General features: G+C 68.9%; 14 protein-coding genes. 3 read left to right on the top strand and 11 right to left on the bottom strand.

Features of this window, described 5'->3' with window-relative positions; genetic code table 11:
- Window positions 1-4: 4 nt before the first annotated feature.
- A complete protein-coding gene (locus IG196_RS30335) occupies window positions 5-895 on the bottom strand; it encodes an EamA family transporter (RefSeq protein ID WP_101490763.1) in 891 nt (296 codons plus the stop codon).
- An 89-nt stretch (window positions 896-984) separates the two neighbouring features.
- Between IG196_RS30335 and IG196_RS30330 the strand changes: the two genes are divergently transcribed.
- Window positions 985-1,872, top strand: a complete 888-nt coding sequence (locus IG196_RS30330; protein ID WP_192194198.1) for a LysR family transcriptional regulator — start codon at window positions 985-987, stop codon at window positions 1,870-1,872.
- On the opposite strand, the gene IG196_RS30325 is transcribed toward IG196_RS30330, so the two are convergent.
- The 8 genes from IG196_RS30325 to IG196_RS30290 form a co-directional block, all read right to left on the bottom strand.
- Window positions 1,809-3,023: an acyltransferase family protein gene (locus IG196_RS30325; RefSeq protein ID WP_192194197.1), complete on the bottom strand. Its 1,215-nt coding sequence runs from the start codon at window positions 3,021-3,023 to the stop codon at window positions 1,809-1,811. The two genes, IG196_RS30330 and IG196_RS30325, sit on opposite strands and share 64 nt — an antisense overlap.
- 34 nt (window positions 3,024-3,057) lie before the next feature.
- A complete protein-coding gene (locus tag IG196_RS30320) occupies window positions 3,058-4,080 on the bottom strand; it encodes a MerR family transcriptional regulator (protein ID WP_192194196.1) in 1,023 nt (340 codons plus the stop codon).
- 18 nt (window positions 4,081-4,098) lie between these two features.
- Window positions 4,099-4,419: a hypothetical protein gene (locus IG196_RS30315; protein WP_192194195.1), complete on the bottom strand. Its 321-nt coding sequence runs from the start codon at window positions 4,417-4,419 to the stop codon at window positions 4,099-4,101.
- Between the two features lie 88 nt (window positions 4,420-4,507).
- The gene (locus IG196_RS30310; RefSeq protein ID WP_175543319.1) at window positions 4,508-4,678 is read right to left on the bottom strand and encodes a hypothetical protein; all 171 of its coding nucleotides are present in this window, start codon (window positions 4,676-4,678) and stop codon (window positions 4,508-4,510) included.
- 96 nt (window positions 4,679-4,774) lie between these two features.
- Entirely contained in the window at window positions 4,775-6,217 is a 1,443-nt protein-coding gene (gene dbpA, locus IG196_RS30305; protein WP_192194194.1) for an ATP-dependent RNA helicase DbpA, read from the bottom strand.
- A gap of 121 nt (window positions 6,218-6,338) precedes the next feature.
- Window positions 6,339-6,602 (bottom strand): translation initiation factor IF-1, encoded by a 264-nt coding sequence (gene infA, locus IG196_RS30300; protein WP_056575080.1) that lies wholly within the window; start codon window positions 6,600-6,602, stop codon window positions 6,339-6,341.
- A 58-nt stretch (window positions 6,603-6,660) separates the two neighbouring features.
- The gene (locus IG196_RS30295; RefSeq protein ID WP_099794174.1) at window positions 6,661-6,918 is read right to left on the bottom strand and encodes a hypothetical protein; all 258 of its coding nucleotides are present in this window, start codon (window positions 6,916-6,918) and stop codon (window positions 6,661-6,663) included.
- 378 nt (window positions 6,919-7,296) lie between these two features.
- Window positions 7,297-7,770 carry an Lrp/AsnC family transcriptional regulator gene (locus IG196_RS30290; RefSeq protein ID WP_192194193.1) on the bottom strand — a complete coding sequence of 158 codons (474 nt, stop codon included), beginning with the start codon at window positions 7,768-7,770 and terminating at the stop codon, window positions 7,297-7,299.
- A 121-nt stretch (window positions 7,771-7,891) separates the two neighbouring features.
- On the opposite strand from IG196_RS30290, the gene IG196_RS30285 reads away from it, so the two are divergent.
- Window positions 7,892-9,190: an aspartate aminotransferase family protein gene (locus IG196_RS30285; protein WP_192194192.1), complete on the top strand. Its 1,299-nt coding sequence runs from the start codon at window positions 7,892-7,894 to the stop codon at window positions 9,188-9,190.
- On the opposite strand, the gene IG196_RS30280 is transcribed toward IG196_RS30285, so the two are convergent.
- Window positions 9,187-10,242, bottom strand: a complete 1,056-nt coding sequence (locus IG196_RS30280) for a sugar phosphate isomerase/epimerase family protein (protein ID WP_192194191.1) — start codon at window positions 10,240-10,242, stop codon at window positions 9,187-9,189. The two genes, IG196_RS30285 and IG196_RS30280, sit on opposite strands and share 4 nt — an antisense overlap.
- 105 nt (window positions 10,243-10,347) lie before the next feature.
- On the opposite strand from IG196_RS30280, the gene IG196_RS30275 reads away from it, so the two are divergent.
- Window positions 10,348-11,235 (top strand): gamma-glutamyl-gamma-aminobutyrate hydrolase family protein, encoded by an 888-nt coding sequence (locus IG196_RS30275; protein WP_099794168.1) that lies wholly within the window; start codon window positions 10,348-10,350, stop codon window positions 11,233-11,235.
- A gap of 13 nt (window positions 11,236-11,248) precedes the next feature.
- Here the strand turns inward: IG196_RS30275 and IG196_RS30270 are convergent, their stop codons facing one another.
- Window positions 11,249-12,766 carry a class I adenylate-forming enzyme family protein gene (locus tag IG196_RS30270; protein WP_192194190.1) on the bottom strand — a complete coding sequence of 506 codons (1,518 nt, stop codon included), beginning with the start codon at window positions 12,764-12,766 and terminating at the stop codon, window positions 11,249-11,251.
- Between the last annotated feature and the right edge of the window lie 17 nt (window positions 12,767-12,783).

Raw genomic sequence — 12,783 nt, 5'->3', positions numbered from 1 at the left:
GACCTCAGCGGCTGGGCGCCGGCTGCACCGCCGGCACCGGCTGCGCACCGCGCTGCGCCTGCTGGCTCAGCCAGATGCTCGCGATCACGATGCCGATGCCCGCCATCTGCCAGCCCGACAGGCTCTGGCCCAGCAGCGCCCAGCCCAGGATCACCGCTGTCACCGGGCTCAGGAAGGCCAGCGGCGCGATCGCCGAGGGCTCCAGCCGGGCCACGCCGCGGAACCACACGATGTAGGTGAGCGCGGCGCCGATCAGGCCGAGCCAGGCGAAGCCGACCCAGTTCATCGCCGTGAGCGCGGGCAGCGGCGGTTCCAGCCACAGCGCCACCGGCAGCAGCAGCAGGCCGCCCGCCGTCAGCTGCCAGGCCGTGAAGGTCAGCGCCGACACCGGCGGCTGCCAGCGCCGGCTCAGCACCGTGCCGAAGGCCATCGACACGGCCGCCGTGAGCGCCGCGGCGATGCCCAGCGCGTCGAGCGTGGCGTTCGGCGTGAGCACCAGCAGCGCCACCCCGCCCATGCCGATGACGGCCGCCGCCACCGACAGCGCGCGCACCGGCGCGCCCAGCAGCAGGCCGGCGAGGAACACCACGAACAGCGGCTGCACCGAGGTGATGGTGGCCGCCACGCCGCCCGGCAGCCGGTAGGCGGCGAGGAACAGCATCGCCCACAGCACCGAGAAGTTCAGCGCGCCCAGCAGGAAGATGCGCCCCCACCACGCCCGGGGCGGCAGCTGGCGCACGATGAGCATCAGCAGCAGGCCCGCCGGCAGCGCGCGCAGCAGCGCCACCGTCAGCGGGTAGTTCGCCGGCAGCAGCTCGGTGGTCACGATGTAGGTGCTGCCCCAGATCGCGGGCGCAATGGCGGTGAGCAGGACGTCGGTGGTGCGGGAGGTCATGGCCTGAATCTATTCAATTGACCCACGGTTGTGAATGTCCGAATAATGAATTGATTCTTTACCGCCAGTCGTCAATCGAGCGCCTGCCCATGGACCATCTCACCGCCCTCAAGGTCTTTCGCACCACCGCTGCGGCGGGCAGCTTCGCCGGCGCCGCGCGGCAGCTGGGGCTGTCGGCTGCGGCCGTCAGCAAGAACATCGCCGAGTTGGAGGCGCATCTGAAGGTGCGGCTCATCAACCGCACCACGCGCAGCATGAGCCTCACCGAGGCCGGCGCGGCCTATGTGGAGCGGCTCGCGCGCATCCTCGACGACCTGGACGAGGCCGACGCCGCGCTGGCACCCGTGGGTGCGAGCCCGGGCGGTGTGCTGCGCGTGAGTGCGCCGCTGACCTTTGCGCTGACCTGCATCTCGCCGCACATCCCCGCCTTCATGGACCGTCACCCGAACCTGCGGCTCGAACTGAACCTGCAGGACGCCCGCACCGACCTCATCGGCGAGGGCTACGACCTCGCGATCCGCGGCAGCGACCGGCTGGAAGATTCGAGCCTTGTTGCGCGCGAGCTCATGACCATGACCCATGTGCTGTGCGGCGCGCCGGCCTATTTCGCCACCGCCGGCCGGCCCGCCGCGCCCGAAGACCTGAAGGCCCACAACTGCGTGCAGTTCACCCTGTCGGGCCACGCGAACAAATGGACCTTCAGCCGCGCCGGGCGCAGCGTCGCGGTGCCCATCGACGGGCGCTACAAGGTCAGCTCCAGCATCGCCGTGCGCGACGCGGTGCTCGCCGGCTTCGGTGTGAGCCTGATCCCGCGCATCTATGTCGAGCACGAGCTGGCGGCGGGCCGGCTCGAAGCCGTGCTCGACGACTGGGAAGCCGACCGCACGCCGGTGTACGCCGTGTACCCGTCGCGTCACCTGGCGGCGAAGACGCGCGCCTTTGTCGACTTCTTGCTGGAACGGTTTGCGGCGCGCTGACCGTTCAGCAGCCGGCCGATGACGGTGTGGCGCACCAGCAGCTGATAGCTCGCCAGCGCCACCAGCGAGGTGGCCGCGATGTTGAGTCCCATCTTCGCGAGCGCGCCCAGCGGCGCGTGGAACAGCAGGATGCCGAAGCCGATGGTGCCGAGCATGTGCACCAGGTACACCCAGTACGAGCTTTCCGAGAGGTACGCCAGCACCGCGTTCTGGCGCGGCAGGTAGCGCAGGAAGCCCCCGATCAGCGCCAGGCTCCAGAGCCAGGAGGTCGCGTTGTAGGCGAAGGCGATCCAGAACTCGGGGTGCGGCAGGCGGTGCGCACCGGGCCCGCGCATGGCGCCCAGCAGCGCGAGCGTCACAAGCAAGAAGGCCAACCCGGCCAGCGCATGGCCCTTGCAGCGCGCAGCGAAGCGCGCGAGCAGGCGCTCCTGGTCGCGGTGCACGTACCAGCCGAACACGAAGAACAGGCCGCTCTGCACCCACTCGGAGAACGGCGGCAGGAACGCGCCGCTCGCCATCACGAAGCCGGACGGATGGAAGGCGCCCGTCACCGCCAGCGGCAGTGCCAGCACCACGAAGCCCCAGCGGCGTTCCGCCAGCACTGCGAAGCCGCGGGCGACCGCATCGCGCAGACGAACCGGCACAAAGCGCTGCAGCCGCACGCCGGCCCAGGCCAGCACGCTGAACCAGAACAGCTGGTACAGGAACCACAGGTGCATCGTGTTGAAGGGCGAGCCGCCGGGTTGCCGCGCGGGCGTCAGCGCGGTGTCGATGCCCGGCACGCCGCGCACGGTCAGGTGGATGTAGACCATCGCCAGCATCGCGGTCCCCACGAACAGCGGCGGCCAGAAGATCGCGAAGGGCAGCGCGAGCCGCAGGCTGCGGTTCTTCAGCATGCCGTGGGCCCCGCGCCGCTCGACCAGCAGCGCGACGAAGAAGCCCGCCAGCACGAAGAACACCGGCATGCGGAAGCTGTGGATGAAGAGCAGCAGCAGGTCGGCGACCGGCGAGGTCTTCGGGTCGCGCCAGGGCAGCGGCGAATCGACGGTGAGGTGGTTGATCGCCACGTGCAGCACGATGCCGAGCCACATCATCAGGGCGCGGAGGTTGTCGAGCGCGTGGAGCCGTTGAGGTGTGGGTGCGTTGTTCATGCGGCCCACTCTCGAGCCTCACGCAACGTCAGGGTCAAGGGGGTGTGGTGGCGTCCGGCCGAGCCAGGGCCATGGCGCGCAGGAGGTAGTCGCGCACGGCAGGCGTGGCGACCGCGCCGGCCTGCAGCACCGGCTCCGCGGCCATCGCCTGCATCAGCCGGGCCGCCAGGGCCGGGTCGTGGTCGGTGAAGGCCTCGAAGAGCTGCGCCCAGCTGCGCGCGATGGCCTGCACGGCGGCGTCGCCGGGCGCAACGCCGCGCGCCTGCAGGTCGGCGAGCTCGTGCGCCAGCTGGCGCCATTCGTCGTCGGGCGGCTGGCCGAGCCGCGCCAGGTCGTCGGTGCTCAGGTGGCGCAGCAGCGCAGCCATGCGCAGGCCGATGGCCTGTTCGATGTAGGCGATGAGTTCGGCCGACGGCCCGTTGTCGAGCCGCACCACCGGCTCGCGCCGGTACATCTCGCGCCAGCGCGTGACGCGGTCGAAGTTGCTCTCCATCCAGAGGCCGATCAGCGTCATCCAGCGGGCGGCCAGCGGCTGCAGCTGCGGCGAGTCGGCGGGCACGCCGCCGGCCATGCACGCCGTCACCTCGGCGATCAGCGGTGGCCACAGCGCGGCCACGGCCTTCCCGTTGGTCATCAGCGACTGCACTTCGGCCGGGCTGAAGTAACGCGCGTAGGTGCTCATCTGCGCCAGCGTGGCCAGCCAGTCCTGCGGGCCGGGCGGGTCGCCGTCGCTCAGGCGCTGTTCGAGCAGGCCGAGCCGTTCGCGCAGCGCCGTGGCCTGGGCGATCTGCTCGTCGAGCGAGACGATCTGGCGCCGGAGAATGTCCGGCAGCGCCCCGCCCTGCGCCGCCAGCAGGCCGTCGATGTCGGCCAGCGGCAGGCCCAGCAGCCGCAGCGCCTGGATCGCGTGCAGGCGGCCGATGTCGGTGGCGTCGTAGAGCCGGTAGCCGGCCTCGGAGCGCGCCGAGGGAACGAGCAGGCCGATGGCGTCGTAGTGGTGCAGCGTGCGCACCGTGAGGCCGGTGCGCCTGGCGAGTTCTCCGACCTTGAGCCGCACCGTGCGCCCCTGCTTTTCTTAATCGGCGGCTGCGACGGGCTCGGGGCCGGGCCAGCCCAGCAGCTCGGCCAGCCGCTGCACGATCCATTCGGCCTCGGCGGGCGACACGCCGGATTCCGGCGTGGCGAGCCCGGCGTGGATGCGCCGCAGGATCTCGCTTTCGACCGGCACCTCGGTGTGGTGCTGGATCTGCGCGTGGCCTACGAGGTGGCCGGCGAGGTCTTCGCAGATCTCGTAGCGCGCACGCACCACGTCGATCGGCTCGCGCAGGCGCTGGCGCGCGTCGCTGTAGACCGCGAAGAACGAGGGCGGGATGTAGATCTGGTTGTCGTCGGACATGGCGGCCTTGGTTTTGGCGAGCCCAATGACAAAACGCGCCCGGGGGCGCGTTCGTCGTGGCTCCGAAGAAAGAGCCGCGGGGGCTGGATCAGCCGCCCTTGGTGGGGCGCTTGCCCGGGTTCTTCTTGCTGCGCGTGGCGGTGCCGCGCTCGAGGCTGATCTTCTGGCCGCCACCGGTGCGAGGCGCGGTGTAGCCGGGCATGGGCGTCGGCTTCGGGCTGGCAAGACGGTCGGCTTCGGTACGGATTTTCTTGGGCATGGAAAGCTCGGATAAATAGGATGTTCGACCCCCGATTAGGCCACATCGGCAGATTTCATCTGCCAAGCGCCGAAACGAGGGGCCATGGGACGGATGTCAGGTCGACTGCGGTGTCAGCAGGTGGACCCTGACGCTCTTGCCTTTCACACGCCCGTTGTCGAGCTTGCGTGCGGCTTCTTCGGCAATGCTGCGGTCCACCGCAACATAGGTCGAGTACTCGTTGACGTTGATCTTGCCGACCTGCTCCTTTGCATAGCCGCAGTCGCCGGTCAGCGCGCCTAGCACGTCGCCGGCGCGGATCTTTTCCTTGCGCCCGCCGACGATCTGCAGCGTGGCCATCGGCGGCGTGAGCGGCGCGCCCGGGGCCGGCGTGAGTTCGGCCAGGTTGTGCCATTCGGATTCGCGGCCCTGCAGCTGCTCGATCTTTCCGACGAAGCCCATCTCGTTCATGCTGGCCAGGTTGAGCGCCAGTCCTTCCGAACCGCCCTGCTGGCCCACGCGGCCGGTGCGGCCCACGCGGTGGATGTGGATTTCGGAATCGGGCGTCACGTCGACGTTGATCACGGCTTCGAGGTGCGAGATGTCCAGGCCGCGCGCCGCCACGTCGGTGGCCACGAGCACCGAGCAGCTGCGGTTGGCGAACTGCACCAGCACCTGGTCGCGCTCGCGCTGCTCCAGCTCGCCGAACAGTGCCATCGCGCTGAAGCCCTGCCCCTGCAGCACCTCGACGAGGTCGCGGCACTGCTGCTTGGTGTTGCAGAAGGCCAGCGTGCTCACGGGACGGAAATGGTCGAGCAGCAGGCTCACGGTGTGCAGCCGCTCGCTGTCTTTGACCTGGTACCAGCGCTGGCGGATCTTGCTGCCTTCATGCTGGGCCTGCACGGTGATCTGCTCGGGGTTCTTCATGAACTGCTGCGCGAGCTTGGCGATGCCTTCGGGGTACGTGGCCGAGAACAGCAGCGTCTGGCGTTCCTTCGGGCACTGGCGCGCCACCGTCACGATGTCGTCGAAGAAGCCCATGTCGAGCATGCGGTCGGCCTCGTCGAGCACCAGCGTGTTCATCGCCGAGAGGTCGAGGTTGCCGCGCTCCAGGTGGTCCATGATGCGGCCCGGCGTGCCCACCACGATGTGCGCGCCGTGCTCCAGGCTGGCAATCTGCCCGCGCAGCGCGACGCCGCCGCAGAGCGTGACCACCTTGATGTTTTCTTCGGCGCGCGCCAGGCGGCGGATTTCGGTCGTGACCTGGTCGGCCAGCTCGCGCGTGGGGCACAGCACCATCGCCTGGATGGCGAAGCGGCGCGGGTTCAGGTTGGACAGCAGCGCCAGCGCAAAGGCGGCGGTCTTGCCGCTGCCGGTCTTGGCCTGCGCGATCAGGTCCTTGCCGAGCAAGGCCAGCGGCAGTGCGGCGGCCTGGATGGCCGTCATCTGCGTGTAGCCGAGCTGGGTGAGGTTGGCCAGCATCTGGGGCGAAAGCGCCAGCGTGGCAAAGCCGTGGGGTTCGGCCTGGAGGCCGCCGGCTGGGGAGGTGGTGGAGTTCATCGTTCGGCAGCCGGAGACATACAGACAGGAAGACGCAAAAGGAAAAGTGACGCCCGGAAAAGACAAAGGCCTTGCAGGGCCCCCTCCGGGAGGGCGCTCTGCAAGGCCGGCCGGGCGTCGCTCAGCGACGGGGCGAGTTGTTGTTGGTTGGCGGGGGACCGCGGCGTTCCAGGTGACGGAACGTGATGCGGCCCTTCGTCAGGTCGTAGGGCGAGAGCTCGAGCGACACCTTGTCGCCGGCCAGGATGCGGATGTGGTGCTTGCGCATCTTGCCGCCGCTGTAGGCGATCAGCTGGTGACCGTTGTCGAGCGTGACGCGGTAGCGCGAGTCGGGCAGGACTTCGGTCACTGCGCCGTTCATTTCGATCAGTTCTTCCTTGGGCATAAGTGATTACCTCTGAATCGTTCGATGTGTGTTGGAGATGGAATGGGGCGTAATTGTTTCAGGCCGCGCACGGAAGTGCGAGAGGGGCCACCGGTGCGCGTTCGCGCACCCAGCCCAGGCCCTGTTCGATGGCGTAGCCGAGCGCCGCGGCGTGGCTGGCAAAGCGCGGCGTGAAACGCATCACGCGGTCGTGCATGCCGCTGCCGTGGCCGGAGCGGATCGAGACGGAGGCGGCATAGCCGCCGTCGTCCTGGTGTCGAATGAGCGGGGAAACAAGGTACTTGCCCACCGCGATACTGTGTTGAATGATGTCCATGAAGCCTTGGCGCCACGCGCAGAGACAGCGCGCGAAGAGCCTGAAAAATAATTGAAAACGGACGCGGACCGGCCGCAACGGCGCGGGGGATGCGCAATTCGCTTCAACAGGAACGAAGGCAGTGGTGGCAATCATGGGCGCCCGGTCTGGCGCTCCAACACACTGTGAAGCCGGCTTGAAAATGAGAGGCCTGAAGAATCCAAGGACAGTGCAGGTCAGCCGGCGGGAGTGACGAAATTCTTCGTCGTGGTATCGAAACGAACCCGACATTATAGCTTGCAGGGCATGACAGTTGCTTGTCTTAAAAACAACGCCTGCATGAAAAAGGCGTCGAAGTGGCGCCTGTCGTGCGTCATCAGCTATTAAAAATATAGCAACTCAGCTGTCCAGCGGCAGCCGCGTCGTGAACTTGGTGGTCGACAGCACGATGTCGCTCGAATAGTTCTCCAGTTCCAGCGCATCGCCGAGCTGCTCCTGCGCGAAGGCCTGGTATTCGGGCAGCGAGCGCGCGCAGATCACGAGCACGAAGTCGGTCTCGCCGGCCACGCAGTGGCACTGCAGCACCTGCGGCAGCGCATGCACCTTGCGCTCGAAGGCCTGGATCGCCTCGCGCGTGGTGCTGCGCAGCGACACGCGCGAGATCACCAGCACCGGAAAACCCACGCGCGCGGCATCGAGGATGGCGACCTCTTCGCGGATCACGCCCGCGCGCCGCAGCCGCTGCACGCGCTTCAGGCAGGCCGAGGGCGAGAGGTTCACGCGCTCGGCCAGCGTCTGGTTCTGCAGGCCCGCGTCGGCCTGCAGTTCGGCCAGGATGCACTGGTCGATGCGATCGAGGGTGCCGGTTTTCATGGTGCCGCCAGTGTGGCGCAACGCGGCGGCAATCGGCTTCGGTTTGAGGCCCTCACAACGACAGCCGATTTCGCGGCCGATGGCTACGCTGGGGCTCCCCCCGACGAACAAGGAGCATCCGATGGCCGAAGGCGCAACCTACGACCCGGTGGTCAGCAAGCACCTCGTGCGCTACGGCATGGGGCTGAGCCCGCATGTCATCGTCAAGGCGCGCGGCGCCACGCTGTGGGACCAGCACGGGCGCGAGATCCTCGACTTCACCTCGGGCCAGATGTGCGCCACCATCGGCCACAACCACCCGCGCATCGTCGCGGCGATCGAGAAAGCCTGCGAAGGTGCGCTGCACCTGTACAGCGGCTTCGTCGGGCCGGCCGTGCCGGCGCTGGCCGGGCGGCTGGCGGCGATGCTGCCGCCGTCGCTGTCGAAATCGCTGTTCCTGTCGACCGGCGGCGAGGCCAACGAGGCCGCCGCGCGCATGGCCCGCGTGACCACCGGCCGCTACGAGATCGTGGGCCTGAACGGCGGCTGGCACGGCGTCAACGGCGGCATGGCCGCGCTCACCTTCGCCGGCCGGCACCACGTCGACTACGGGCCGCGCAAGCCCGGCACCATGTCGATCCCCGCGCCGCACTGCTACCGCTGCCCCATCCGCCATTGCCGCGATGCCTGCGACACCACCTGCCTCGACGTCGGCTTCGACATGATCGATGCGCAGTCCAGCGGCTCGCTCGCGGCCTTCATTGCCGAGCCGGTGCTGAGCTCGGCCGGCGTGATCGTGCCGCCCGCCGGCTACTTTCCGAAGCTGCAGGCCAAGTGCCGCGAGCGCGGCATGCTGCTGATCCTCGACGAAGCGCAGACCGCCTTCGGCCGCCTGGGCAGCAACTTCGCGTTCGAGCAGATGGGCGTGGTGCCCGACTTCCTCACCGTCTCGAAAACGCTGGGCGGCGGCCTGGCGATCGGCGCCACGGTCACCAGCGAAGCGATCGAACAAGATTGCCACGAGAAGGGCTTCGTGCACGTCACCTCGCACGTGTCCGACCCGCTGCCGGCCGAGGTCGGGCTCGCGGTGCTCGACGTGCTCGAGGAAGAAGGGCTCAACCAGCGCGCCGCCGCCATGGGCGAGCGGCTGAGCCGGGGCCTGGCCACGCTGAAGGCGCGGCACGAGGTGGTCGGCGACGTGCGCGGCCACGGCCTGCTGCAAGGCGTGGAGCTGGTGAAAGACCGCGAGACCCGCGCGCCCGACGCCGAGCGCGGCCGGGCCATCACCGACGCCTGCATGGCGCGCGGCCTGAGCATGAACATCGTGGCCGTCGGCGGCATGGCGGCTGTGTGGCGCATCGCGCCGCCACTGAACGTGAAGCCAGAGGAAATCGACCGCGGCCTCGAGATCCTCGACGACGCGATCCGCGCGACGAGTTAGCCGATCCCGAGCATCCGCCGGTTCGCCGCCACGTCCGCCCCGCCCGCCGCGAAGTCGTCGAAGGCGCGGTCGGCCACGCGGATGATGTGATCGCGAATGAAGGTGGCGCCCTCGCGCGCGCCGTCTTCCGGGTGCTTGATGCAGCACTCCCACTCAAGCACTGCCCAGCCCGGAAAGTCGTACTGCGCCATCTTCGAGAAGATGGCCTTGAAGTCGACCTGCCCGTCGCCCAGCGAGCGGAAGCGCCCGGCCCGGTTGATCCAGCTTTGGAAGCCGCCGTACACGCCCTGCTTGCCGGTCGGGTTGAACTCGGCGTCCTTCACGTGGAAGAGCTTGATGCGCTCGTGGTAGTGGTCGATGTAGGCCAGGTAGTCGAGCTGTTGCAGCACGAAGTGGCTCGGGTCGTAGAGCAGGCAGGCGCGCGGGTGGTTGTTCACGCGCTCCAGAAACATCTCGTAGCTCACGCCGTCGTGCAGGTCTTCGCCCGGATGGATTTCGTAGCCCACGTCGACGCCCACGGCATCGAAGGCATCGAGGATCGGGCGCCAGCGGCGCGCCAGTTCGTCGAAGGCTTCCTCGATGAGGCCCGGCGGGCGCGGCGGCCACGAATAAAGATACGGCCAGGCCAGCGCGCCCGAGAAGGTCGCGTGCGCCGTGAGCCCGAGGTTCGCCGAGGCCTTGGCCGCATGGTGCAGCTGTTGCACTGCCCACTGCTGGCGCGCGACGGGGTTGCCGCGCACCTCGGGCGCCGCAAAGCCGTCGAAGCCCGCGTCGTAGGCCGGGTGCACCGCGACCAGCTGGCCCTGCAGGTGGGTCGAGAGCTCGGTGATCTCCAGGCCGTGGCCCGCAAGCGTGCCCTTGATCTCGTCGCAGTAGGTCTTGCTCTCGGCGGCGCGTTTCAGGTCGATGAGGCGCGCGTCCCAGCTCGGGATCTGCACGCCCTTGTAGCCGAGGCCGGCGGCCCATCCGGCGATGGCGTCGAGCGAGTGAAACGGGGCTGTGTCGCCCGCGAACTGGGCCAGGAAAATGCCCGGCCCCTTGATCGTCTTCATGCGTGTCTCCTGATGCGCCGCACAGCATACTTCGGGGGTTCGGCTGACACACGACCGAAGTTCGATGGGCGCACAATGAACTTTGTCCACAGGGAACCCATCGAGATGTCTCAGCCTGTCGCCGCCCGACTCAAAATCGGCTTGTCCGCCTGCTTCTCGCACGCCGACCCGGCCCGCTCGCTCTTCACGAACAAGACGCTGCAGTACGTCGAACAGTCGATCGCGCACTGGCTCATGTCGGCCGGCGCGATGGTGGTGATGGTGCCCTGCCCCACGGGCGAAACGGCGCGCGGCGACACCAAGCTCTCGCACTACGCCGAATGGCTCGACGGCGTGGTGATGCACGGCGGCGCCGATGTCTGGCCCGGCAGCTACGGCGAAGAGCCACTCAAAGACGCCTGGATCGGCGACCAGATCCGCGACCTGTACGACCTTGCGCTGGTCGAGGCCTTCGAGCAGGCCGGCAAGCCGATCTTCGGCGTGTGCCGCGGCCTGCAGCTGATCAACGTGGCCTTCGGCGGCTCGCTCTACCAGGACATCGAAGCGCAGCACGGCCACCCCGAGACGGTGCGCCACCGCGACCCGGTGACCTACGACCAGAACTTCCACCAGATCGAGATCGTGCAGGGCACGCGCCTGTCGAAGCTGTTCCCCGAGGTGCGCACGGCGCGCGTCAACAGCATCCACCACCAGGGCATCAAGGGCCTCGCGCCGGGCTTCGAGGTCGAGGCCTGGAGCCTGCCCGACCGCGTGCCCGAGGCCATCCGCCGCCGGCCTGAAAAAGGGCGCGGCTACATCGCAGCGACCCAGTGGCACCCGGAGTTCCACAAGTACGGCAGCACCGAGACGGTGGACGACACGCCCATCCTGCACGACTTTTTATGGGCCTGCGCCACCGCCCGCGTGGCGCCGCGCACGAGCATGCGCGAGATGCAGGGGCGGATTCGCAACCGGGCGTCCCGGTTGCTGCGGCAGGCTCTGTTGCGGCGCTGAGCGCCGCGCCGCATCACGCCGCGTCGCGCAGCAGGTGCTTCAGCAGCTTGCCCGTCGCCGTGCGCGGCAGGCTCTCGCGCACTTCGAAGATGCGCGGAATCTTGTAGCGCGCCAGCCGGTCTTCGAGAAAACGCACCAGCTTGCGCGCTTCGAGCGCGCGTCCACCGCGCGCCACCAGCACCGCCGTCACGGTCTCGCCCCACTCGGGGTGCGGGCGGCCGATGATGGCCACGTCTTGCACGTCGGGGTGGGCGCCCAGCGCGTCTTCCACTTCCTTCGAATAGACGTTCTCGCCGCCCGTGATGATCATGTCGCGCAGCCGGTCGACGATGAACAGGAAGCCGTCTTCGTCCACCCGCGCGAGGTCACCCGTGCGGTACCAGCCCTGCGCATCGAAGGCTTCGGCGCTCGCCTGCGGGTTGTCGAGGTAGCCCTGCATCGCGGCCGGTGAACGCAGGTGGATTTCGCCGACCTCGCCCGCGCCGCAGCGCCGGCCATCGGCGTGGCGCACCTCGATCGCCACGCCGGGCACGCCCGCGCGGCCGATGGAGCCGGCCTTGGCGATCGCGTCTTCCGGGTAGAGCACGGTGCCCAGCGGGCCCGACTCCGTCATGCCGTAGACCTGCACGAAGCGGTCGCTGCGGTAGCTGTCGGCCAGCTTGCGCGCCATGTCGGCACCGAGCGGGCCGCCGCCGTAGGCCCACAGGCGCATCGCGCTGAAGTCGTAGCGTTGCACGTCGGGCACCACCGACAGCGGCGCCAGGAAGGCGATGGGCGCGCCGAAGGTGAAGGTGATGCGCTCCTCGGCCAGCGTGTCGAGAAAGGCCTTCGGCGCGTACTCGCGCAGCAGCACCACGGTGCCGCCCATGAGCAGCGTGCCCAGCAGCCAGTTGTTGAGCGGCGACGAATGCCACACGGGCATCGCGACCAGCGTGCGCTCATTGCGCGTGAGCGACATGCCCGCCGCCGTGCACACCGCCGCCATGAAGACGTTGCGGTGGCTGTGCAGGCAGCCCTTGGGCTTGCCCGTGGTGCCCGAGGTGTAGAGCACCTGGGCCAGCGTGTCGGTGCCGGGCGCCGGGGCCTCGTCGTCGCCCAGCGGCACGGCCTGCGCCATCAGGTCGTCGAACATCGGCAGGCCGGCGGCGGCGCTGTCGGTCGCGAGCCAGTCGCAGCGGTGCGCGATGCGCGCGGCGACCTGCGTCGCGAGCGTGCCGTCGGCGACGCACAGGCGCACGCTTGCGTGGGCCAGCACGTGGTCGATCTCCGGCGCCTGCAGCTTGTGGTTGACGGGCACCACGGCCGCGCCGAGGCGCCAGGCGCCGAACATCGCGGCGACGAAACCGACCGTGTTGAAGCACAGCAGCGCGACCTTGTCGCCAGGGCCCACGCCCTGGTCACGCAGCACGGTGGCGGCGCGGCGCGAGAGGTCGGCGAACTCGGCATAGGTCCAGGCGCGGCCTGCGGCGCGCAGGCATTCGTGGTCAGGTTGGGTGCGGGCGTGCTGGTCGAGCAGGGAAACGAAATCCATCCGTGTCGTCTCCGTGT

Source organism: Variovorax sp. 38R (genome assembly GCF_014843395.1).
In the GTDB taxonomy this organism is placed as follows: domain Bacteria; phylum Pseudomonadota; class Gammaproteobacteria; order Burkholderiales; family Burkholderiaceae_C; genus Variovorax; species Variovorax paradoxus_H.
Note: the sequence above shows the minus strand (reverse complement) of the source record. Positions and strands in the feature narration are given on the sequence as shown.